Below are 22,524 nucleotides of genomic sequence, written 5' to 3'. Positions count from 1 at the left end.
GGGAGGAGGGCGTCCGGGTAGAAGAGGGCGCTGGGGTAGAGTCGACTGTCAGTCGACTATCGCACGCAGTGCGGGCTTTTCCGCGGATGCATATGAAGGGTGGGGAGGAAGTCGACTGACAGTCGACTCTACCAACACGCTCCGCTACGCGGCGGCGAGGCGGGTTACAGGATCTCCAGCACTGTTTCCGGTGGACGGCACAGGCGTGTGCCCTTGTCCGTGCGCACCACGGGGCGGTTGATCAGTCGCGGGTGTTCGGCCATCGCGGCCAGCAGCGTGGCCTCGTCCGCACCTTCCAGGCGCAGTTCGGCGAACTGCGCCTCCTTGCTGCGCACCAGATCACGTGCGCTCAATCCTGATTCGGCCAGCACCTGGCGCAGCGTGGGCACGTCCGGCGGGCTGCCCAGGTAGTCGACCACCACCGGCTCGAAGCCGGCATCACGTATCAGCTTCAATGCGCCGCGCGAGTTGCTGCAGGCCGGGTTGTGCCAGATCGTCACGGGCATCAGAACCACTCCAGCAGCGACACGCCCACGCCCACGTAGGTGGCCTTGTGGTTGTAGTCGATCAGGCTTTCGCCGTAACCGTCGAACACCTGCACATGCCCGCGCAGCAGGTTGCTGATCGGGAAGCCGTAATCCAGCTGCAGGGCACCGTGCGAGCGGCTGCCGGTGCGCAGCGAATGGCGCGCCATCAGCGAGACTTCGTGGCCGTTGCGGTTCCAGGTCAGGGTCGCATCACCGCGGCCCATGTAATCCTCGATGTCCGGGTTGTTGTCGTCGCTGCGGGTCTCGGGAATGCGGTACCAGGGGCGCAGCACCAGCGCCCAGTTCTCGCGGTCCAGGCCGATGTTGAGCATCACCCGGTTCCAGCTGCGCGAAAGCGGGTCGGCGCGGCCGTTGGATTGGTGGTTCAGCGCGATGCCGGTCATGCGCCCGCGCCAGCCACCGATCGAGTAGCCGTTGCGGAACACCATCATCACTTCCGGCTCGTAATTGGTTTCGCGGAACGGGCGTGAATCCTCGCCGTTGTAGGCCTGCCAGCGCGAGCTCTGGGTGTAGCCGGCCCAGATGTCGCCGTTGTCGCCGAACAGGTTCTCGGCGATCTTGGTCTTGAAACTGATCTGGAACTTCAGCTCGGCACTGTCCAGCACCTGCGGCGTGGTGACCGTGTTGGCCGGGTTCGGCGAATGCGGCGTGGTGTTGCGATCGCTGGTCCAGAACGCCGGCAGCAGGTACACCGGCTTGTAGGCGCGCAGCTGGAACGGGCCCAGCTTGGAGTCCTCGGCCAGTTCCCAGCGGCTGTCCAGCAGCGAACCGCGGCCAGCATTGGCCAGTGCGCTGTCAGGGGCTGCTGGACGGAACAGATCGCTGACCCGCTCGCGCAGCTTCTCTTCGCCCTGGCTCACGCGTGCAGTCTGGTGGCGTTCTTCGCGACGGGCCTGCGCGGCCGCCTCGGCCGCAGCGTCGGCCTCGGCAGTGGCCTGCGGGGTACGGCCGAACTGGCGGTCATAACAGGCCAGGCGGGCAGCATCGGTGGTAATCGCCGCGCACGCGGCCGGCGAGGCTTCGGCGCTGGGCGCGAACTCCTGCGCGGCCAGCGGCGCACTGGCCAGGGCCAGCGCCAGCGGCGCGAGACGGGGAAGCAGCGGAGACAGGGTCATTGCAGCAGGCCCTTAGGTGAATACGGGAATCGCACAGTGTGGCGGCTGCACCGGTTCACGGCCAGCCCCCCACGGTTTATGCACGGGCACCGCGTGCGCGCGGCGTGAAGGCAGTGCGGGTTACAGGAACCAGGCGAAGGCGAACAGGCCGAGCATCGCGATCACCACGGCCAGTTTCAGCGCCAGGCCGAGCAGGATACCGAGCCAGGTGGCCAGGCCTACCTTGGTCGAGCGCCCCAGTTCGCGGGTGTGCCAGTACTCGCCGGCCAGGGCGCCGATCAGGGGGCCTGCAAAGAGGCCGATCGGCATGAAGAACAGGCCGACGATGCTGCCGACGAACGTACCCCACAGCGCCTTGCGGCTGGCACCGACCCGCTGCGCACCCACCACCGTGGCCAGCACGTCCACCAGCAGCGAGAGGACGGTCAGTACGCCCAGCGCGACCAGGGTCGGCCAGCCGACGTGGGTGAAGCCGTCCGCCCAGGCCGCCAGCAGCAGTCCAATGAACACCAGCGGGATGCCGGGCAGGGCCGGCAGGATGATTCCGGCGATGCCGGCAAGGACAAAAATGACCGCTAGCAGATATAAGATGAATGAGAGTCCCATGCTGTCCCGTATGGTCGCCGTTTTGGGGTTGACAGTGAAAGATTTTGCCAGTTGCTTTTTCGTTTTGGGCGGGTTAAGTTGCAGTCGCTGAGCTTGGCAAGGTCACCGTGGATCGTGGCCTGATGAAGCAAGATCTTCCCGATCCGCTGCATCGATGCACCTCGCTTCCCCCTTGCTTGTCAGCCGCCCACCAGGCGTTTCCAACAACAAGAGAGAGTCACCAGGGAGTTAGTGAGATGTCTGATCGCGAGACCGGTACCGTCAAGTGGTTCAACGATGCAAAGGGCTTCGGCTTCATCAGCCGTGAAAACGGCGAAGACGTGTTCGTGCACTTCCGTGCCATCCAGACCCAGGGCTTCAAGAGCCTGAAGGAAGGCCAGAAGGTCACCTTCACCGTCGTGCAGGGCCAGAAGGGCCTGCAGGCCGACGCCGTGCAGCCGACCTGATCGCGCTGCAAGCCGTCACATGAAAAAGGCCCGCGCAAGCGGGCCTTTTTCTTTGCCGCCGGCCCGGCGCAGGTCAGCGCAGGATGACCTTGCCGTTGACCACGCGCACGTAGGTGTTTTCGCGGATGCCGCCGAGGTCGCGCTGGTTGACCACGATGGTGCGGCCATCGTCCATGCGTACGCTGATGTCGTAGGTATCACTGGTCACGTTCTTCTGGATCTGGTTGCCGGCCAGCGCGCCACCGACCGCGCCTGCGGCCGCAGCGATGTTCTTGTTGCCACGGCTGCCACCGGTGTGATCGGAGATCTCATGGCCGGCCACGGCACCGACGATGCCGCCGAGGATGGCGCCGGTCGCGCTGGGCGCGGTGCGGCCCGACGGCACGGTGTTGATGCGGGTGACGATGCCACAGTCAGCGCAACGGCTCTGGTTGTAACCGCCGTTGTTGCCGTAGCCACCATTGTTGTAGCCGTTGTTGTAACCACCGCCACCGTAGCCGGGCGAGGTGGCACAGCCAGCCAGGGCGAGGGTAGCGATGGCGCTGGCGGCAATGAGCTGGATCTTCATGGAGCGTCTCCTGGCCGTGAAGGCGGGTGTGTTGGGTGGTACTGCGTCATGCAGCAGGGTGGACGAATCCTCTCCTTTCGAACGTGAACAAGGTGCCAACCAGGCGTGCCTTGCCCGGCTACAGGATGAATGCGCGTCAGCGGAAGTCCTGGTGGCAGGCGCGGCAGTCGGCCTGCACGGTTTCCACGACCTTGGCCAGGGCGGTGCAGTCACTGGGCGGAGCCGCCAATGCGGCGTTGAGGTTGCCGCGCAGCTGGCTGGCGTGCTGCTGGAACCGGCCGTTGTCCTTCAGCCCGGGAAAGGCCAGGTCGAGGTCGTTGGACAGAAGGCGCAGGGCCTGCAGCCGCGGCACGCTGTCGGCCAGGCTGCAGCGGTTCTGCTGCTGGGCCTGCTGCAGCAGCTGCGATTGCCGCTGCATCACCTGCATCAGGCTGTCCGGGAACGGGTCGCGGCGGGCCTGCAGGGCGCGGCCGACCATGACCGTGGCGACCAGGCCGATCAGCAGGCCCAGGCACAGCACGAACAGGTACCGCTGGGCAGTGGACGGGCGGCGGGGCGGGCTGGCGTTCATGGCGGGCTCTCCGGGCGTGCAACGGTGGGTTCGATGCCGGCGCGCTGTAGGCACTGGCGCCTGCACGTTAAAATAGCCGCATGAACGAACAGGTCAAACAACGCTTCGCCGGCATCGAACGGCTGTATGGCGTAGGTGCGCTCGAGCGCCTGCAGGGCAGCCGCGTGGCGGTGGTGGGCATGGGCGGGGTCGGCTCGTGGGTGGTGGAAGCGCTGGCGCGTTCGGCGGTCGGCCACCTGACCCTGATCGACGCCGATGACATCTGCGTGTCCAACACCAACCGGCAGCTGCCGGCGATGGAAGGCAACTACGGACGCAACAAGGCCGAGGCGATGGCCGAGCGTTGCCGTGCGATCAATCCGGACATCGAGGTCGATGCCGTGCAGGCATTCCTGACCGTGTCGAACATGGCCGAGTTGCTGGACCGTGGCTTCGACCTGGTGATCGATGCCTGCGACAGCTTCCGGGTGAAGGTCGAGACGATCGCCTGGTGCCGCCGCCGCAAGCTGCCGCTGCTGACCGTGGGGGCTGCCGGTGGTCGCACCGATCCGACCCTGGTGCGCATCCGCGATGTCTCGCGCACCGAGCACGACGCCATGCTGGCGCTGATCCGCAAGAAGCTGCGCAGCGAGTTCAATTTCCCGAAGAATGCCAAGCGCTATTTTGGCGTACCGGCGGTGTACTCGCTGGAAAACGTGAAGTATCCGCAGGCCGATGGCAGCGTCTGCGGCATCCGCCCGAACCTCGGTGCGGATGCTGCATTGAAACTGGACTGTGGCGCAGGCCTCGGTGCGGCAACCCACATCACCGGTGCCTTCGCCTTCGCGGCGGTCGGCAAGGCGCTTGAAATGCTGCTGGAGCCGAAGAAGGTGAAGGCCGAAGTGGTCGAGGATCACGCCGACGCGTGACGGTAGTGCCGGCCGCTGGCCGGCATCTGCGCTGATCGAATCATTCCGGAGTTGCCGGCCAGCGGCCGGCACCTACCCGTTACATTGCCGGCAGCGCGAACAGGCGCCGCGCATTCTCCGTCGTGGCCTGGGCCACCGCGTCCAGCTCCATCCCGCGCAGTGCGGCCACGTGGCGGGCGATGACTGCCAGTCGCGCTGGTTCGTTGCGCTGGCCGCGGATGCCGGCGTCAGGCTGGTCGGGCGCGTCGGTCTCCAGCAGCAGCTGTTCCAGCGGCATCCCGCGCACCAGGCGCTGCAGCCGTTGCGCGCGTTCGTAGGTCAGCGGACCACCGAGACCGAGCAGGAAGCCTTGCCGATGCAGTTGCGCGGCCTGTTCCGGGCTGCCGGAAAAGCTGTGCACCACGCCGCGCAGGCCGCCGACGCGACGGATCGCGGCAATGACCGCATCCACCGCGCGTCGCGCATGCACGATCACCGGCAGCTCGAACTCGCGGGCCAGTTGCAGCTGGCCGATGAAGTACGCCTGTTGCGCCTCTGCATCCAATCCCTCCACGAAGAAGTCCAGCCCGCATTCGCCGATCGCGCACGGGCGTTCGCGATCGATCCATTCGCGCAGCAGCGGCAGATGGTCGGGCCGGTGCTCGGCCAGGAACATCGGATGCAGGCCGTAGGCCGGGTACAGCCCCGGTGCCTGCCGGCAGACCTCGCGCAGCTTCGGCCAGCTGGCGGCCGTGACGGCCGGTACCACCTGCTCGCGCACGCCCGCGGCGCCCGCGCGCTCGATCACCGCCATGCGGTCAGCATCGAATTCACTGGCATCCAGATGGCAGTGGCTGTCGACCAGCGGGATCAACGCTGTTCCAGCGGCGGCGGGGCCGGGACTGTATTGCGGCTCTTCCAGTTGGCCAGCAGCAGGGTGCCGAAGCCCAGTACCAGCTCGTCGACGAACGGAATCGGGTCGGGAATGAACAGGGTCAGCACGAACAGGCCGGCGGTCAGCTTGAACAGGGTGGGGTAGCGCAGCCGGCGGGCCCATTGCAGTACCGGCAGCAGCATCGGGTTGGCCATGGCGTGGATCCTCGTGGGGAATATGCAAACGCTACCACGGGCCCAGCATTTCCCGATGCTGAATGGGTTACAGGAATGAGCAGGAAATGTGGAGATTCCGTTCAGGCAGTGCATGCTGCAATCTGGGCCGAGAACGTTGCGGATGGTCCGCAAGGAGCAGGTCATGAAAAGCACAACTACAACTGTCCTGGTCGCAGCGGGCGCGCTGCTGGTCGGTGGCATCGCCACCGCCGCCTTCATGAAGAGCGGCGACAAGTCGCCTGATTCCATCAGCGCCGGAACCCCCAACGGTGAATCGCGGCTGGTTGACGGCAATGCCGTTGACGATGGCGCGCGTGGTGACAAGCTCGACCCGTCTGCACCGCGCGGGCTGGAATACGCCGACGTGCTGAAGGTCGACCCGATCACCGAGAAGCAGAAGGCCTACGCCACCGTGATCGGCACCGATCCCGTGCGCGAGACCTCCACCACCCAGACCCCGCACGAGGTCTGCCAGGACGTGACCGTGCAGGAGCGCCTGCCGGAGCGTGACGGCAACGTCGGCGGCACCGTGGTCGGCGCGGTGGTCGGCGGCCTGCTCGGCAACCAGGTCGGCGGTGGCAACGGCAAGAAGGCCGCGACCGCAGCCGGTGCCGTGGCCGGTGGCTTCATCGGCAACCAGATCGACAAGCGCCACGTGGGTGGCCGCGTGGTCAACCGTACCGAGCGCCAGTGCCACACCGAGACCGCCACCTCCGAGTCGAGCCGTGTTACCGGTTACAACGTGACCTACCGCAACGAAGACGGCACCACCGGTACCATGCGCATGGCCAGCAAGCCGGGCAACCGCATTGCCATGGGCACCAATGACGTGGTGAAGGGCTACAACGTGACCTACCGCTACGACGGCGCCGAGAAGACCGTGCGCATGGACAACAAGCCGGCCAGCGATCGCCTGCCGGTGGTCGATGGCCAGCTGGTCACGCAGACCGCTGCTGCCGGCGCCACTGCGGCCACGCGCCAGTAATCCAGAATACGTGCTGTACCCGACGGGCCGGCGCATGCCGGCCCGTTTCGTTGCGAGCGCGGGCATTCATCCGTGTGGAGGCGGAATCCACCATCATGGTGGCCCCTTCGACATGGAGTCGGCATGAGCATCTTCGACCTGCGCCTGGAAACCGAGCGCCTGATCCTGCGTCCGCTGCTGCGCGAGGACTACGAACCCTATCTGGCGTTCTGCGCCGACGAGGAAACGATGCGCACCCTCGGTGGCGTGCAGCCGCCTTCGGTAGCCTGGCGCGGCTTCTGCAGCCTGGCTGGCGCCTGGCAGCTGTTCGGCTTTTCGATGTTCAGCGTGATCGAAAAATCCAGCGGGGACTGGATCGGGCGGATGGGCCCCTGGCAACCGCAGGACTGGCCGGGTACCGAGGTCGGCTGGGGCATCCGCCGCGCCAGCTGGGGCCGGGGCTATGCGCCGGAAGCGGCGGTCGCGGCGATCGACTGGGCCTTCGACACGCTGGGTTGGCACGAGGTGATCCATACCATCGCCGAGAACAATGACAACTCGCGGGCGGTCGCGCGCAAGCTGGGCAGCACGTTGCTGCGGATGGGCGAACTGCCGCCGCCGTACAACGACAAACCGATGCAGATCTGGGGCCAGTCGCGCGAACAGTGGCGGCAGCGTGCGCGCTGAACGTGACCCGGTAGTGCCGGCCGCTGGCCGGCAACCTCGCTGCAGCAGGATTCGTGCGATTGCCGGCCAGCGGCCGGCACTACCGGGGTGCCATGCTGCATCCGCGCTTGGCATTCCCTGGCGCACTTGCCAGACTGCACGCAGCCGGCCGCCGGCCGGATCCGATGGAGCAGGCAATGGTGGAAGAGCGCGTCCCGCTGACGGTGCATGGCATGTCGGTCTCGGGCAATTGCCACAAGGTCCGGCTGCTGCTTGAGCAGCTCGGCAGCCGTTACCGCTGGGTGGAAGTGGACAGTGCCCATGGCCAGACCCACACGCCCGAATTCCTGGCGCTCAACCCGAATGCCAAGGTGCCGCTGATCGTCCGCGACGACGGCCGCGTGCTGACCGAGTCCAACGCGATCCTGTTCTGGCTGGCCGAAGGCACGCCCTACCTGCCCAGCGATGGCTGGGAGCGTGCGCAGGCGTTGAGCTGGATGTTCTTCGAGCAGTACACGCACGAGCCGTGCGTGGCGGTAGCGCGCTTCATCAGGGGCTGGACGGCGCCCGACTCGCCACGCCGTGCCGAACTGCCACGCCTGCACGAGCGTGCCGCCACCGCGTTGGCGGTGATGGAGCAGCACCTGCGCGAAGCGCAGTGGTTCACCGGCAGCGGATACGGCATTGCCGATATCGCCCTGTTCGCCTATACCGATGTGGCGGGCGAGGGCGGCATCAGCCTGGAGCCGTTCCCGGAAGTTCGCGCCTGGCTGCAGCGCGTGCGTGCGCAGCCGCGCTTCCTGCCGATGCCGGCGGTGACCGCCGAGGTGCGCTCGCGTTTCGAGGCGGCTTGATGCCCGCAGGGTAGCGCCCGGTATTGCCGGGCGGAACGCAACAACGACACGGAGGGTGTTCGATGTTCGCTGTGGTTCCGGATCCGATTCCCGCACGCATGCGGGGGCTCAACCGCGCCGAGGTGTGCGACGTCAATTTCCTTGAGGCGGTGCGCGGGTGGCGCGGGACGCCGCGCCCGCGACCCGCGGCAGATGCTCCGATCCTGCCGGGCAGTACGCTCACCGCTGCCGCCTTCGATGAACTGTTCGACTCGCAGCTGGCCAGTCGCCAGCTGGACCTGATGGCGCGCGTGCTGCGCGTGCAGAACAAGGTCTTCTACACCATCGGTTCGTCCGGCCATGAAGGCAACGCGCTGCTGGCGCGGGCCTGCCGGCACACCGATCCCGCCTTCCTGCACTATCGTTCCGGCGCCTTCATGGCCGAGCGTTCGCGGCAGGTGCCGGGCATCGACCCGCTGCGCGATGCGGCACTGTCCTTCGCCGCCAGCGCGGATGATCCGGCCAGCGGTGGCCGCCACAAGGTGTGGGGCAGCAAGCCATTGTGGGTGCTGCCGCAGACCTCGACGATTTCGTCGCACCTGCCCAAGGCGCTGGGTACCGCGCTGGCCATCGAGAGTGGCAAGCGGCTGGGGCAGGCGCTGCCCATTCCCACCGACAGCATCGTGCTGTGCTCGTTCGGCGATGCGTCGGCCAACCACGCCACCGCGCAGACCGCCTTCAATACCGCGATGTGGTCGGCCTACCAGAAACTACCGGCGCCGATCCTGTTCGTCTGCGAGGACAACGGCCTGGGCATCTCGGTGAAGACGCCCGATGGCTGGATCGCCGAGCGCTTCAGCAACCAGCCGGGGCTGGACTATTTCTTTGCCGATGGTCTCGACCTGGCTACCGGGCAAGCCCAGGTGCAGGCGGCGGTGGAACACTGCCGGCGTACGCGGCGGCCGACCTTCCTGCATCTGCGCACCACGCGCCTGATGGGCCATGCCGGCACCGACTTTGAAGTGGAATGGCGCGCGCTGCCGGAACTGTGCGCGGCCGAGGCGCAGGATCCGCTGCTGCGCTCGGCGCAGATCGCGCTGGAATCAGGCTGGATGGATGCGGACGCCATCGAAGTGGCCTACGAAACGATGCGCGCGCGCTGCATGGCCGCTGCCGCCGATGCCGAAGGCAGTGCGAAGCTGCAGTCGCTGCGGGAGGTGATGGCGCCGCTGGCACCGTACACCCCTGCAGCGGTGCAGGCCGAAGCGCAGCGCGAGGTCGCTGCCGAAGCACGCGAGGCACTCTATGGCGGTGCCGAGGCATTGCCGGAACGACAGGCGCCGCGGCATCTCGCAATCCAGATCAATCATGGTCTGCAGGAGCTGCTGGCCAAGTATCCACAGAGCCTGCTGTTCGGCGAGGACGTGGCGCAGAAGGGTGGTGTCTACACCGTCACCAAGGATCTGCTGCGCCGCTTCGGGCCGCGCCGGGTGTTCAACACCCTGCTGGACGAAACCATGATCCTGGGCATGGCGCAGGGCCTGGCCAACATGGGCATGCTGCCGATCCCGGAGATCCAGTACCTGGCCTACCTGCACAACGCCATCGACCAGCTGCGTGGCGAAGCCTGTTCGCTGCAGTTCTTCTCCAACGACCAGTACCGCAATCCGATGCTGGTGCGGGTGGCCGGGCTGGGCTACCAGAAGGGTTTCGGCGGCCATTTCCACAACGACAACTCGATCACCGCCCTGCGCGACATCCCCGGGCTGGTGGTCGGCTGCCCATCGCGCGGCGACGATGCGGTGATGATGCTGCGCACGCTGGCGGCGCTGGCCCGGGTGGATGGGCGCGTGGCCGTGTTCCTGGAGCCGATCGCGCTGTACATGAGCAAGGACCTGCATGAGCCGGGCGATGGCCAGTGGCTGTTCGACTACCCGGCCCAGGGCCGGGCACTGGTGCCGGGCGAAGGCCGTGTTTACGGGCCGGAGGCTGGCGAGCTGGTGGTCTACACCTACGGCAATGGCGTGCCGATGGCGCTGCGCGCAGCGCGAGCCATCGAACAGCAGCTGGGCTGGCAGGTACGGGTGGTCGACCTGCGCTGGCTGGTGCCGCTGGATGCCGGCTTCATCGCCAGCCAGGCCGCCAGCGCACGGCGCGTGCTGGTGCTGGACGAGGGCCGCCACAGTGGAGGGGTGGGCGAGGGCGTGATCACCGCACTGGTCGAGGCCGGTTTCGGCCACCTGCCGCTGCGCCGGGTCTGCGGCGCCGATACCTATACCCCGCTGGCAGGGGCAGCAATGTTCGGGCTTCCAAGCGACAATGCGGTGATTGGCGCCGCCCTTGAACTGGCGCAGGAACCTTGATGCATGTGTGGATTGGCGGGAATGTTGTTGCCGGCGCCGGTGGCGTCGGCCGAGGTGCTGCAGGCGCAGGTCCTGGCCATGGGCGAGGCGCTGCACCACCGCGGGCCGGATGATGGCGGCAGCTGGGTCGATGCCGGGGCAGGCATCGCGCTGGCGCACCGTCGGCTGAGCATTCTCGATCTGTCGCCGCTGGGCCACCAGCCGATGGCCTCGTCCGATGGCCGCTACGTGATGGCCTACAACGGCGAGGTCTACAACTTCGCCGCCCTGCGTGCCGAACTGGAGCCGCTGGGGCATGCTTTCCGTGGCCATTCCGACACCGAAGTGCTGCTCGCGGCGATCCTGCAGTGGGGCATGGAAGAAACCCTGCAGCGTTGCAACGGCATGTTCGCCATCGCGCTGTGGGACCGCCAGGCGCAGTGCCTGTGGCTGGCACGCGACCGCGTTGGCAAGAAGCCGCTGTACTACGGCTGGGCCGGTGACACCCTGGTGTTCGGTTCCGAACTGAAAGCGCTGTGGCAGCACCCGGCGTTCGACAACGACATCGACCGCGACGCGCTGACCCTGTTGCTGCGGTTGGATTACATTCCGGCCCCGCACAGCATCCACCAGCGCTGCTACAAGCTGATGCCCGGCCGCGTGCTGCGCCTGGACGCCGAAGCCGTAGCGGCGGGTGCATCGGCGCATCGCCCGGAGCAGGCGCAGCGCCCGTACTGGGATGCGCGTGCACGCATGCAGGCGGCACTGGCTGCGCCGTTCCAGGGCCGCATCGAGGAAGCAGAGGAGCAGCTGGACGGGCTGCTGCGCGACGCGGTGGCGCTGCGCATGGTGGCCGACGTGCCGGTGGGCGTGTTCCTGTCCGGCGGTACCGATTCGTCGCTGGTGGCGGCGCTGATGCAGGCGCAGAGCGGGCAGCCGGTGCACAGCTTCAGCATCGGCTTCACCGATTCGGGCCACGACGAGGCACCGCTGGCCAGGGAACTGGCCACGCATCTGGGCTGCGACCACACCGAGCTCTACGTCAGCGGCGCGGATGCACTGGCAGTCGTGCCGCAGCTGCCGGCAATGTTCGACGAACCCTTTGCCGATGCCTCGCAGGTGCCGACCGCGCTGGTCGCCCGGCTGGCGCGGCAGGGCGTGACCGTGGCGTTGTCTGGCGACGGCGGTGATGAGCTGTTCTTCGGCTATACCCGCTACGTGCGCGCGCTGCGCAACTGGCAGATGCTGGGCCGCGTGCCGGGCCCGCTGCGACGCTGGATGGGCGCGCGCGCGCAGCAGCAGGGCGAGGCCTCGCGGACCGGCGGACTGGCCGCGCTGTTGGCCGAGTCCGGCGCGCGTGGCATTGGCGACGTGTACCGCAACCGCATCTCGCGCTGGCGCGACCCCGCCGCGGCAGTGCCCGGCGCACAGGCCGCCGGCAGCTTCTACGACCTGGCCGATCCGCTGCACGGTGCCGGCACGCCGGCCGACGCGATGATGCTGGCCGATTACGTGACCTACCTGCCGGATGACCTGCTCTGCAAGGTCGACCGCACCTCGATGGCGGTCAGCCTGGAGGCACGCGCGCCGCTGCTGGACTGGCGCGTGGCCGAGTTCGCCTGGTCGCTGCCGCTGGGCTTCAAGCGCAGCGAAACCACCAGCAAGGTGCTGCTCAAGCGCGTGCTTGGCCGCTACGTGCCGCAGTCGATGGTGCACCGGCCCAAGCGCGGGTTCGGCGCGCCGGTCAGCGACTGGCTGAAGGGCGACCTGCGGCCGTGGGCCGAAGATCTGTTGCAGCCGGCGCGCCTGGAGCGCGAAGGCGTGCTGTCGGCGGCGGCGGTGCAGCCGCTGTGGCAGCAGTTCCTGGGCGGCCAGCGCAAGTGGCATACCCACCTGTGGAACGTGCTGATGTTCCAGGCCTGGCAGGCGCATTGGCGCCAGGTGCGGACCCGCGTGACCGGGGGCTGATCTTCACCGGACGGCACGGGCCCGGCGTCTAGGCTGGGCCTCCCGCACCGTGAGGAGTATGTCCCTATGTCCGTCCCCACCATTGCTGTGTTCGTCGGCAGCCTGCGCAAGGATTCCTGCAACCGCAAGCTGGCCCATGCGCTGGAGAAGATCGCTGGCGACCGCGCGCGCTTCCAGTACGTGCAGATTGGTGATCTACCGCTGTACGACCAGGATTTCGATGGCCAGTACCCGCCTCAGGGCACCCGGCTGAAGGATCAGGTGCGCGCCGCCGACGCGGTGCTGTTCGTGACCCCCGAATACAACCGGTCGGTGCCGGGCGTGCTGAAGAACGCCATCGACATCGGCTCGCGCCCCTACGGTGACAGTGCGTTTGCCGACAAGCCGGCGGCGGTGATCGGCGCCTCCATCGGCCAGATCGGCACCGCCGTGGCCCAGCAGCACCTGCGCAACAGCCTGGCCTTCCTGGACATGCACGTGCTCGGCCAGCCCGAGGCGTTCATCCATTTCAAGGACGGCCTGATCGACGCCGACGGCACGATCCACAACGAGGGCACGCAGAAATTCCTGCAGGGCTACGTGGACCGGTTCCTGGCACTGATCGCGGTGCACGTGAAGGGCGACTGAGACCGATGGGGTAGCAGCAGCCAGGCCGCGGGTCGGATCCCGGCGCGCAGCGGCGGGCCCTGGCCCCACGTTCCGCTGAGCACCGGAGCCCTTGCGCTGCACGGAATCCGACCCTGGCCGCCTGATCTGCGATAATGACCCACCCGGGCGCCGCAACGGCGCCCGTCGCAGGCACTGCGACGCCCCCGCGCCAGAGTGGCCAGGCACTGGCGGATATCCCCCGTTTCTCCACGGCTTATCCACAGGCTTGTCCATGGCTGCCGGGGTCGGCGCATGCCTACACTCGTCCGGCCCACTTTTGCAGGAAACACCGCAGCATGTCCGCTCGTTCCGGCTTCCGTTCCAACCGCAGAGAGCGCGGTGATGGCTTTGATCGTGATCGCGATGAATCGCGTATCGACCAGTTGCGCGTTCCGCCGCATTCGGTGGAAGCCGAGCAGGCGGTGCTGGGTGGCCTGATGCTGGCGCCGGAGGCCTACGACCGGGTCAACGACCAGCTGACCGAGGGCGATTTCTACCGCCGCGATCACCAGATGATCTACCGCGCGATCCGTGAGCTGTCCGAGCGCGAGCGGCCGTTCGACGCGGTGACCCTGGGCGAGTGGTTCGAATCACAGGGCAAGCTGGAGCTGGTGGGCGATGGTGCCTACCTGATCGAGCTGGCGAGCACCACGCCGTCGGCGGCCAACATCGTGGCCTATGCCGAGATCGTGCGTGACAAGGCCGTGCTGCGGCAGCTGATCCAGGTCGGCACCGACATCGTCAACGATGGCTTCCAGCCTGAGGGCCGTGACAGCAGTGAGTTGCTGGCCTCTGCGGAGAAGAGCGTGTTCGCCATCGCTGAACAGGGTGCACGCGGCCGTACCGACTTCGTGGCGATGCCTGGCGCGCTGAAGGATGCCTTCGAGGAACTGCGCAACCGATTCGAGAACGGCGGCAACATCACCGGCCTGCCGACCGGCTACAACGACTTCGATGCGATGACTGCCGGCCTGCAGCCGACCGACCTGATCATCCTCGCCGCGCGCCCGGCCATGGGCAAGACGACTTTTGCACTGAACATCGCCGAGTACGCGGCGATCAAGTCGAAGAAGGGCGTGGCGGTGTTCTCGATGGAAATGTCGGCCTCGCAGCTGGCGATGCGCCTGATCTCCTCCAACGGCCGCATCAACGCGCAGCGCCTGCGTACCGGCCAGCTGGAAGATGAAGACTGGAGCCGCGTCACCAGCGCGATCAAGATGCTGAAGGAAACCAAGATCTTCATCGACGATACGCCGGGCGTGTCGCCGGAAGTGCTGCGTTCCAAGTGCCGCCGTCTCAAGCGCGAGCACGACCTGGGCCTGGTGGTGATCGACTACCTGCAGCTGATGAGCGTGCCGGGCAACAGTGAAAACCGCGCCACCGAAATCTCGGAGATCTCGCGTTCGCTGAAGGGCCTGGCCAAGGAACTGCACGTGCCGGTGATCGCGCTGTCGCAGCTCAACCGCTCGCTGGAAACACGTACCGACAAGCGCCCGGTGATGGCCGACCTTCGCGAATCGGGCGCAATCGAGCAGGACGCGGACATGATCGTGTTCATCTACCGCGACGATTACTACAACAAGGAAAATTCGCCAGACAAGGGCCTGGCCGAGATCATCATCGGCAAGCACCGTGGTGGCCCGACCGGATCGTGCAAGCTGAAGTTCTTCGGTGAGTACACCCGCTTCGACAACCTGGCCCACGACTCGGTCGGCTCATTCGAATAACCGTAGTGCCGGCCGCTTGCCGGCAACCACCCCACGGCTTGCAAACCATTCAGAACGCCAATCTTCCGTACGTGGCGTGTAAATGACATGTAACGCGAGGCTTCTACGATTCCGCCGCTGCTGCTCTTCGACGCCGCCCTTCGGCGTCCAGCGTGCCCAAGGAATCCGCCTCCATGCCGTCCCACGCTCCGCTTCGCCGCAATCTGCTGGCCCTGCTGGTCTGTGCTTCGCTGCCGTCGCTGGCTGTCGCTGAAACCGCCCCCGCGACCGACGCGCAGTCGGCCACGACCCTCGATTCGATCTCGGTGATCGGCCGCGGCGAAGCCCGCCAGGTGCAGCGCGTGACCGCCGAGGACATGAAGGTCCTGCCGCCCGGTGCCAACCCGCTGAAGCTGCTGGCGGCCAAGCCGGGCGTGCATTTCGAATCGGCCGATGCCACCGGCGCCTACGAATGGTCCACCAGCATCAGCCTGCGTGGCTTCAACCAGAATCGCCTGGGCTACACCCTCGATGGCATCCCGCTGGGCAACATGGCCTACGGCAACAGCAACGGCCTGCACATCAGCCGCGCGGTGATCAGCGAGAACCTGGGCGGTGCGGAGGTCTCCACCGGCATTGGTGCGCTGGGTACGCCGTCCACCAGCAACCTCGGCGGCGTGTTCCAGTTCTACTCGATCGATCCGTCCACCGAATATGGGGTCGTGCTGGCACAGAGCTTCGGCAGCGACAATGCGCGCCGCAGCTATGCGCGCCTCGATACCGGCGACCACCAGGGCTTTGCCGCTTACCTGTCCGGCGTGTATTCCGAAGGCGACAAGTGGAAGGGCAAGGGCTCGCAGGAACTGAAGCAGTTCAACGGCAAGGCCACCTACAACTTCGGCACGGACAGCAGGATCACCGCGCTGTTCAACGCTTCGCGCCGCGTCGAGGCCGACTACCAGGACCTGTCGCTGGAGATGATCGATCGCCTCGGCTGGGACTGGGACAACTACGCGCCGGACTGGGATCGCGCGGTGGCTGCTGCACGCGGAAAGTACAGTGGTGGCGTCAACAGCCCGTGGGACGCCTATTACTCCGGTCACGGCCTGCGCAATGACGATGTGTCCAGCATTGCCGGTGATTTCGGCCTGAACGAATCGATGCGCCTGAAGGTCAACGTCTACAACCACAGCAACCGTGGCCAGGGCCACTGGTTCAGCCCGTCCAATCCGTCCAACCCGGGCACCAGCCGTGAGATCCCGATCTCGATCCGCACCACCGAGTATGCGATCGACCGCACCGGCGTGACCTCGGCGTTCACCTGGAACGTGGCGGGCCACGAACTGGAGGCGGGCCTGTGGTACGAAGACAACGGCCACAGCGTGCAGCGCAACTTCTACTACATCGACGGCCCGATCACCGACGACTTCTTCCTGCGCAATCCGGACCAGCGCGTGTGGCACCAGCGCTACACCACCATCACCCGCCAGTTCTACGTGCAGGACCGCTTCCGCCTGTTCGATGACCGCCTGACCATCGACATCGGCGCGAAGTCGCCGCACACCCGCACCCGCGTGCGCACGCCGCTGGGCAGCTATGCCAACAACAGCAGCCTGACCTCGAAGAAGGGCCTGCTCCCGCAGGCGGGCTTCAACTTCAAGCTCAACGAGGGCAACGAGATCTTCGGCTCGTTCGCCAAGAACGTGGCCGCCTACGCGCTGGGCGTGGGCAGCCCGTTCAACGTGCCGCAGGCCGCCTTCGATGCCAGCGCGAAGAACCTGAAGCCGGAACAGTCGCGCACCATCGAGCTGGGCTGGCGCGGCTACGGCCAGGGCTATGAAGCCTCGGTAGCCGTGTACGACGTCAAGTTCGACAACCGTCTGCTGGCCATCGCGCAGTGCGTGGGCATCCTCGGTTGCCCGGCGCTGTTCTCCAACGTCGGTTCGGTAACCAGCCGCGGTGCCGAGGCGACCCTGCAGCTGAAGCCGATGCAGGACCTGACCTGGTCCAACGCGCTGTCGTGGAATGACAGCACCTACGACAACGACTACGTCAACAACGGCGTGGTGCCGACCCGCGGCAAGAAGACCGTCGACACCCCGGAATGGATGTTCGCCAGCACCCTGGCCTGGACCCCGGGCCCGTGGGACCTGCGCCTGGCCGCCAACCATGTCGGCAAGCGTTACGTGACCTATACCAACGACGTGTCGGTGCCCAGCTACTGGCTGGTCAACGCTTCGGTGGCCTATGACTTCGGCACGCTCGGCCCGGCGCAGAACCTGACCGTGGCGCTGAACCTGACCAACCTGACCGACAAGCGCTACCTGTCCTCGATCAATACCAACGGCACCTACGCCGCCGACCCGACCCGCAGCCTGGCGACCATGCAGGTTGGCGCGCCGCGGCAGGTGATGGCCACCGCCACCGTGCACTTCTGATGCGCGGCCCCGTCGATCCGGAAAGCCGTCGTCGCCTGTTGCGCATGGCGTGGCAGGGCACGGGGGCGGCGATCGCACTGGCGGCGATGCCGGGGCTGGCCACGGCCGGCCCGCGCCCGCGGTTGGGGCGTGATCCGTTCACCCTGGGCGTCGCCGCCGGCGATCCGGATCCGCAGGGAGCCGTACTGTGGACGCGTCTGGCTCCGGACCCGCTCAACGGCGGCGGCATGCCATCGCGGGCGGTGCCGGTGCGCTGGTTCGTGGCCGAAGACCCGGGCATGTGCCGGCTGGTGCAGCGTGGCGTCGCCGCGGCGGTGCCCGAGCTGGCGCATTCGGTGCACGTGGAGGTCAATGGCCTGCGCCCAGGCCGCGACTACTACTACCGTTTTGCCTGCGACGGTGACGAGGAAAGCGCGGTCGGCCACTTCCGCACCGCGCCGCTGCCCGACACGCAGCTGCAGCAGCTGCGGCTGGCCCTGTGCACCTGCCAGGCCTGGAACAGTGGCTACTACCCGGTGCTGCGCGATATCGCGAAGAGTGATGTCGACCTGGTGCTGCATGCCGGTGACTACCTGTACGAGTACAGCCCACTGCAGAACGCGCGTGGTCTCACGCTGGATGCGGAACGCTTCAGTGGCGAGACCGTCGGCCTGGAGCGCTACCGCGACCAGTACGCGCTGTACAAGCTCGATCCCGATCTGCAGGCCGCGCACGCCGCCCACGCGTTCGCGGTGATCTGGGACGACCACGAAGTGCAGAACGATTACTCCGGCATCCATCCGGAGAAGCCCGGCGTCTCGACGGAGGACTTCATCGTTCGCCGCGCGGCGGCCTACCGCGCGTTCTACGAACACCTGCCGATGCGTAGCACGCCTGCGGGCAACGGTGGCCTGCGCGTGCATCGGCGCCTGCGTTACGGGGATCTGGCACAGCTTGCGCTGCTCGACTGCCGCCAGTTCCGTCCGGCCAATCCCTGCGGGGTGGGCGAGTCGCCGCGCTGCGACGCTGCGCTGGATCCACGCATTAGCATGCTGGGCGTGGGCCAGGAAGCCTGGTTCGCGCAGTCGATGGCGGCCGCACGCGGCACGCGCTGGAACGTGGTGGTGCAGCAGCTGCTGATGGCGCAGCTGCGGCTGGACGGCGGCACGGCGCGCGAGCGCTTCTGGAACGATGCCTGGGACGGCTATCCCGCCGCACGCAAGCGATTGCTGCAGGCGATGCGGGCAGGCGGGCAGGCGGGCAGGGCAATGCCATCGTGCTCGGTGGTGACTGGCATTCCACTTTCGTCAACGACCTGAAGCTGGATTTCGACGCGGCCAGCGCGCCGGTCGTCGCCACCGAATTCATCGCTCCGGCGATCAGCAGCGGCGGCGACGACACACCGTACGGGCCGTACTATGGGCCGTCGATAGCGCAGAACCCGCACATCCGCTATTTCGACGGTGACCGCCGCGGCTGGTGGAAGCTGCAGCTGAACCGGCAGACCGTGGATGCGGAGCTGCGCTTCGCCGACAGCGTGCTGCGCGCGGATGCGCCGGTGCGCACTGCGGCGCGCTTCCAGGTCATCCACGGCCGCCCGGGCGCAGTGCCGGTGTGAATCCGTTCGGTCGTGCCGGCCGCTGGCCGGCAACCTGATCAATCTTCGGTTTCCCCACCACCGGATTCATCGCCCCGAGCCGGGTTTCGTCGCAAACCGTTTGCGGGCGGCCAGAGCGGGGCGCCAAGGTGTCCGCAGGCGGCAAGGTGCCGCCACAAGGAGACCGTGATGAAGACCCTGTTCGCACTCGGCGTGTGGTGCCTGCTGTTCGTGCTGTGCTGGCCGCTGGCGATCCTCGCCCTGATCGCCTGGCCGTTCGTGTGGCTGCTGAGCCTGCCGTTCCGCCTGGTCGGCATCACCTTCTCGGCGCTGTTTGCGTTCCTGCGCGCGCTGTTCATGCTGCCCGCGCGGTTGCTCGGCGGCGGCCCGGTGGCGGCATGAGGGCTGTGTTGCTGGTCGCGCTGGCATTGCTCGCGGGGCCGGCACTGGCCACACCGGTGCCGCCGTCCGCATGGCTGGAACGCCAGCAGACCGCCGCTGCCGATGAGGCGGATGCTGCAGCGGCCAAGGCGGTCAAACCCAAGGAGCGCTGCCGGGTGGTGAAGGAGTGGAAGGCCGGTGAAACCGTGGCCCAGCACCGCATCTGTGACGATCCGCCGAAGAAGCCGGCTGGAAAGGTGTAGAACCGAGCCCACGCTCGGCTTCACCCTCCGCGGCTGCCGACCGGAGAGCCGAGCATGGGCTTGGCTCTGCAGGAAAACGGGCAACAAAAAACCCCGCCGAAGCGGGGTTTTTCGTCTGCAGGTGAGTGCCGACCAACGGTCGGCACCTGCCATGATGCCGATCAGTTCGCCTTGTGGATGGCGCGCTTGCTGACCGCCATCGCCGCGTCGTGGATCACTTCCGACAGCGACGGGTGGGCGTGGCAGATGCGGGCCAGATCATCGGCCGACCCGCTGAACTCCATGGTCAGCACACCTTCGTGCACCAGCTCGGAGACGTTGGCACCGACCAGGTGCATGCCGAGGATGCGATCGGTTTCGGCATGGGCCAGGATCTTCACGAAGCCCGCCGGCTCGATCATCGCCACGGCACGGCCGTTGGCGGCGAACGGGAAGCTGCCGGCCTTGTACGGGATGCCTTCGGCCTTCAGCTGGGCTTCGGTCTTGCCGACCCACGCCAGTTCCGGCTCGGTGTAGATGACCCACGGGATGGTGTCGAAGTTGACGTGGCCCGGCAGGCCGGCGATCAGCTCAGCCACCGCGATGCCTTCCTCGAAGCCCTTGTGCGCCAGCATCGGGCCGCGCACGCAGTCGCCCACCGCCCACACGCCGTTGACGCCGGTGTGGCAGTGCGCGTCGACTTCGATCTGGCCGCGCTCGTTGATCTTGACGCCGGTGCCTTCGGCCAGCAGGCCCTTGGTGGCCGCGCGACGGCCAACGGCCACCAGCAGCTTGTCCACGGTCAGGGTCTTTTCGCCTTCAGCGTCGGTGTAGGTGACGATGACTTCCTTCTTCTTGCCCTTGCCGGTGATCTCGGTCTTGGAAACCTTGGCATTGAGCTTGATGTCCAGGCCCTGCTTCTTGAATTCCTTGGCAGCGGTCTTGGCCACTTCGGCGTCGGCAGCCGCCAGGAACTCCGGCATGGCTTCGAGGATGGTGACTTCCGCGCCCAGGCGCTTCCACACGCTGCCCAGTTCCAGGCCGATGACGCCGGCGCCGATCACCGCCAGGCGGTTCGGCACTTCGGTGAAGTCCAGGCCGCCGACGTTGTCGACGATGGTCTCGCCGTCGAACTTGGCGAACGGCAGTTCGATCGAATCCGAACCGGCCGCGATGATGACGTTGGTGCCCTTCAGCTCGACGATGGAACCGTCATGCTGGGTGACCTTGACCACGTTGCCCGGCTGCAGTTCGCCAAAACCATAATAGGCTGCGACCTTGTTGGCCTTGAACAGCATGCCGATGCCGCCGGTGAACTGCTTGACGATCTTGTCCTTGCGGCCAACCATCGCCTCGACGTCGATCTTGGCATCCTTGAAGCTGATGCCATGGTCGCCAAAGATGTGGCCCATGTTCCAGAACTGGCGCGAGGAATCCAGCAGCGCCTTGGACGGGATGCAGCCCACGCGCAGGCAGGTGCCGCCGAGGGCCGGCTTGCCGTCCTTGCCCAGCGCCGCGTCGATGCAGGCGGTCTTCAGGCCCAGCTGGGCCGCGCGGATGGCAGCGTGGTAACCGGCCGGGCCGGCACCGATGACGACGACGTCGAATTGTTCAGCCATTGAATTATTCCTTGATGCATTACCAGAACCCCTCCGCGCAGGCGCGGAGGGGCGGGAGGTGTCTTACAGGCCGAACAGCATGCGGCCCGGGTTTTCCAGCTGGTTCTTGATGTCCACCAGGAACTGCACCGAATCCTTGCCGTCGATGATGCGGTGGTCGTACGACAGCGCCAGGTACATCATCGGCGCGATCACGACCTGGCCGTTCTGGGCGATCGGACGCTCCTTGATGGCGTGCATGCCCAGGATGGCGCTCTGCGGCGGGTTGATGATCGGGGTCGACAGCAGCGAACCGAAGGTGCCGCCGTTGGTCACGGTGAAGGTACCGCCCTGCAGTTCATCCAGGCCCAGCTTGCCGTCACGCGCCTTCTTGGCGTAGTCGGCGATGGTCTTCTCGATGTCGGCGAACGACATGCGCTCGACATTGCGCAGGACCGGGGTGACCAGGCCCTTCTCGGTCGAGACGGCGATCGAGATGTCCGAGTAGCCGTGGTAGATGATGTCGTCGCCGTCGATCGAGGCGTTGACCAGCGGGAAGCGCTGCAGCGCGTTGGCGGCGGCCTTCACGAAGAAGCTCATGAAGCCCAGCTTGATGCCGTGGGCCTTGACGAACTCGTCCTGCAGTTCCTTGCGCGCCGCCGACACCTTGGACAGGTCGACTTCGTTGAAGGTGGTCAGCATGGCGGTGGAGTTCTTCGACTCCATCAGGCGCTCGGCAATGCGCTTGCGGATGCGGGTCATCGGCACGCGCTCTTCCGGACGTGCGCCACCGGCCTTGCCGGCGCCGCCGTTGCGGGCGAAGTTGACGATGTCTTCCTTGGTCACCGCGCCGCGACGGCCGGTGCCGTCGACGTCGGCCGGGTTCACGCCTTCGGTGATGGCGGTGAAGCGGGCGCCCGGCGGCAGCGCATCGGCGGCCGACTTGGCGGCCGGGGCCGGAGCGGCGGCAGCGGCCGGAGCAGCAGCGGCCGGGGCAGCGGCTGCAGCCGGAGCGGCTTCGGCAGCCGGAGCCGGGGCAGCAGCCACGGCGCCTTCTTCGATGATCGCCACGACCTGGCTGGAGGTCACGGTCGAGCCTTCGGCGAACTTGATTTCCTTCAGCACGCCGTCGACCGGCGACGGCACTTCCAGGACGACCTTGTCGGTTTCCAGGTCAAGCAGGTTTTCGTCGCGCTTGACGGCGTCGCCCACCTTCTTGTGCCAGGTGGCGATGGTGCCGTCGGCGACGGATTCGGGCAGTACCGGGGCTTTGACTTCGGTGGCCATTGCGGGAGCTTCCTGGTTTGTCTT

23 protein-coding genes are annotated in these 22,524 nt (G+C 66.8%); 14 read left to right on the top strand and 9 right to left on the bottom strand.

All coding sequences use genetic code 11. The annotated features are described in order from the left end of the window. Positions 1-164: 164 nt before the first annotated feature. The 3 genes from arsC to AC5P68_RS05435 form a co-directional block, all read right to left on the bottom strand. The gene (arsC, locus tag AC5P68_RS05445) at positions 165-506 is read right to left on the bottom strand and encodes an arsenate reductase (glutaredoxin) (RefSeq protein ID WP_049402266.1); all 342 of its coding nucleotides are present in this window, start codon (positions 504-506) and stop codon (positions 165-167) included. Continuing rightward, on the bottom strand, positions 506-1,663 hold the full coding sequence (locus tag AC5P68_RS05440; protein WP_414497962.1) for a phospholipase A: 1,158 nt from the start codon (positions 1,661-1,663) through the stop codon (positions 506-508). Before AC5P68_RS05440 ends, arsC begins: the two co-directional genes overlap by 1 nt. 120 nt (positions 1,664-1,783) lie before the next feature. Beyond that, positions 1,784-2,269 carry a DUF456 domain-containing protein gene (locus AC5P68_RS05435; protein WP_049402265.1) on the bottom strand — a complete coding sequence of 162 codons (486 nt, stop codon included), beginning with the start codon at positions 2,267-2,269 and terminating at the stop codon, positions 1,784-1,786. A gap of 236 nt (positions 2,270-2,505) precedes the next feature. Here AC5P68_RS05435 and AC5P68_RS05430 point away from each other — a divergent pair, with 236 nt between their 5' ends. Then, positions 2,506-2,715 (top strand): cold-shock protein, encoded by a 210-nt coding sequence (locus AC5P68_RS05430; RefSeq protein WP_005410290.1) that lies wholly within the window; start codon positions 2,506-2,508, stop codon positions 2,713-2,715. 73 nt (positions 2,716-2,788) lie between these two features. Here the strand turns inward: AC5P68_RS05430 and AC5P68_RS05425 are convergent, their stop codons facing one another. Then, the gene (locus AC5P68_RS05425) at positions 2,789-3,283 is read right to left on the bottom strand and encodes a glycine zipper 2TM domain-containing protein (RefSeq protein ID WP_049402264.1); all 495 of its coding nucleotides are present in this window, start codon (positions 3,281-3,283) and stop codon (positions 2,789-2,791) included. A 136-nt stretch (positions 3,284-3,419) separates the two neighbouring features. Next, positions 3,420-3,854 carry a cytochrome c gene (locus tag AC5P68_RS05420; protein ID WP_005413950.1) on the bottom strand — a complete coding sequence of 145 codons (435 nt, stop codon included), beginning with the start codon at positions 3,852-3,854 and terminating at the stop codon, positions 3,420-3,422. Positions 3,855-3,934: 80 nt separating this feature from the next. Between AC5P68_RS05420 and AC5P68_RS05415 the strand changes: the two genes are divergently transcribed. Then, positions 3,935-4,762 (top strand): tRNA threonylcarbamoyladenosine dehydratase, encoded by an 828-nt coding sequence (locus AC5P68_RS05415; protein WP_033835434.1) that lies wholly within the window; start codon positions 3,935-3,937, stop codon positions 4,760-4,762. Positions 4,763-4,841: 79 nt separating this feature from the next. On the opposite strand, the gene AC5P68_RS05410 is transcribed toward AC5P68_RS05415, so the two are convergent. Continuing rightward, complete coding sequence (locus tag AC5P68_RS05410; protein ID WP_080356405.1) at positions 4,842-5,615, bottom strand: TatD family hydrolase; 774 nt, start codon at positions 5,613-5,615, stop codon at positions 4,842-4,844. Continuing rightward, positions 5,612-5,830 (bottom strand): DUF6116 family protein, encoded by a 219-nt coding sequence (locus AC5P68_RS05405; RefSeq protein ID WP_005410285.1) that lies wholly within the window; start codon positions 5,828-5,830, stop codon positions 5,612-5,614. The genes AC5P68_RS05410 and AC5P68_RS05405 overlap by 4 nt, the downstream gene beginning before the upstream one ends. Before the next feature lie 163 nt (positions 5,831-5,993). Between AC5P68_RS05405 and AC5P68_RS05400 the strand changes: the two genes are divergently transcribed. The 12 genes from AC5P68_RS05400 (at position 5,994) to AC5P68_RS05345 (ending at position 19,636) form a co-directional block, all read left to right on the top strand. After that, a complete protein-coding gene (locus tag AC5P68_RS05400) occupies positions 5,994-6,836 on the top strand; it encodes a glycine zipper 2TM domain-containing protein (RefSeq protein ID WP_005410284.1) in 843 nt (280 codons plus the stop codon). A gap of 123 nt (positions 6,837-6,959) precedes the next feature. After that, positions 6,960-7,502: a GNAT family N-acetyltransferase gene (locus AC5P68_RS05395; RefSeq protein ID WP_005410283.1), complete on the top strand. Its 543-nt coding sequence runs from the start codon at positions 6,960-6,962 to the stop codon at positions 7,500-7,502. Positions 7,503-7,678: 176 nt separating this feature from the next. Then, positions 7,679-8,335 (top strand): glutathione S-transferase family protein, encoded by a 657-nt coding sequence (locus AC5P68_RS05390; protein ID WP_005410282.1) that lies wholly within the window; start codon positions 7,679-7,681, stop codon positions 8,333-8,335. A gap of 62 nt (positions 8,336-8,397) precedes the next feature. After that, positions 8,398-10,677, top strand: a complete 2,280-nt coding sequence (locus AC5P68_RS05385) for a transketolase C-terminal domain-containing protein (RefSeq protein WP_495216846.1) — start codon at positions 8,398-8,400, stop codon at positions 10,675-10,677. A gap of 3 nt (positions 10,678-10,680) precedes the next feature. After that, positions 10,681-12,624 carry an asparagine synthase (glutamine-hydrolyzing) gene (gene asnB, locus AC5P68_RS05380; RefSeq protein ID WP_049402262.1) on the top strand — a complete coding sequence of 648 codons (1,944 nt, stop codon included), beginning with the start codon at positions 10,681-10,683 and terminating at the stop codon, positions 12,622-12,624. Positions 12,625-12,690: 66 nt separating this feature from the next. Then, positions 12,691-13,251 (top strand): NADPH-dependent FMN reductase, encoded by a 561-nt coding sequence (locus tag AC5P68_RS05375; RefSeq protein WP_049402261.1) that lies wholly within the window; start codon positions 12,691-12,693, stop codon positions 13,249-13,251. 317 nt (positions 13,252-13,568) lie between these two features. Continuing rightward, the gene (locus AC5P68_RS05370; RefSeq protein ID WP_005410278.1) at positions 13,569-14,999 is read left to right on the top strand and encodes a replicative DNA helicase; all 1,431 of its coding nucleotides are present in this window, start codon (positions 13,569-13,571) and stop codon (positions 14,997-14,999) included. A 173-nt stretch (positions 15,000-15,172) separates the two neighbouring features. Continuing rightward, on the top strand, positions 15,173-17,416 hold the full coding sequence (locus tag AC5P68_RS05365; RefSeq protein WP_005413943.1) for a TonB-dependent receptor family protein: 2,244 nt from the start codon (positions 15,173-15,175) through the stop codon (positions 17,414-17,416). Then, positions 17,416-18,714, top strand: a complete 1,299-nt coding sequence (locus AC5P68_RS05360) for an alkaline phosphatase D family protein (RefSeq protein WP_495216843.1) — start codon at positions 17,416-17,418, stop codon at positions 18,712-18,714. The genes AC5P68_RS05365 and AC5P68_RS05360 overlap by 1 nt, the downstream gene beginning before the upstream one ends. Continuing rightward, complete coding sequence (locus AC5P68_RS05355) at positions 18,672-19,013, top strand: alkaline phosphatase D family protein (RefSeq protein ID WP_495216842.1); 342 nt, start codon at positions 18,672-18,674, stop codon at positions 19,011-19,013. Before AC5P68_RS05360 ends, AC5P68_RS05355 begins: the two co-directional genes overlap by 43 nt. 168 nt (positions 19,014-19,181) lie before the next feature. Beyond that, the gene (locus AC5P68_RS05350; protein WP_005410275.1) at positions 19,182-19,394 is read left to right on the top strand and encodes a hypothetical protein; all 213 of its coding nucleotides are present in this window, start codon (positions 19,182-19,184) and stop codon (positions 19,392-19,394) included. Beyond that, the gene (locus AC5P68_RS05345) at positions 19,391-19,636 is read left to right on the top strand and encodes a hypothetical protein (protein WP_049402259.1); all 246 of its coding nucleotides are present in this window, start codon (positions 19,391-19,393) and stop codon (positions 19,634-19,636) included. The genes AC5P68_RS05350 and AC5P68_RS05345 overlap by 4 nt, the downstream gene beginning before the upstream one ends. A gap of 161 nt (positions 19,637-19,797) precedes the next feature. On the opposite strand, the gene lpdA is transcribed toward AC5P68_RS05345, so the two are convergent. Further along, the gene (lpdA, locus tag AC5P68_RS05340) at positions 19,798-21,234 is read right to left on the bottom strand and encodes a dihydrolipoyl dehydrogenase (RefSeq protein ID WP_005410273.1); all 1,437 of its coding nucleotides are present in this window, start codon (positions 21,232-21,234) and stop codon (positions 19,798-19,800) included. Between the two features lie 63 nt (positions 21,235-21,297). Continuing rightward, positions 21,298-22,500, bottom strand: coding sequence for a dihydrolipoyllysine-residue succinyltransferase (gene sucB / locus AC5P68_RS05335; protein WP_005410272.1), 1,203 nt, complete (start codon positions 22,498-22,500; stop codon positions 21,298-21,300). Between the last annotated feature and the right edge of the window lie 24 nt (positions 22,501-22,524).

Source organism: Stenotrophomonas sp. YJH_SMC_58, assembly GCF_059369635.1.
This window is presented reverse-complemented; position numbering and strand designations above follow the sequence as displayed.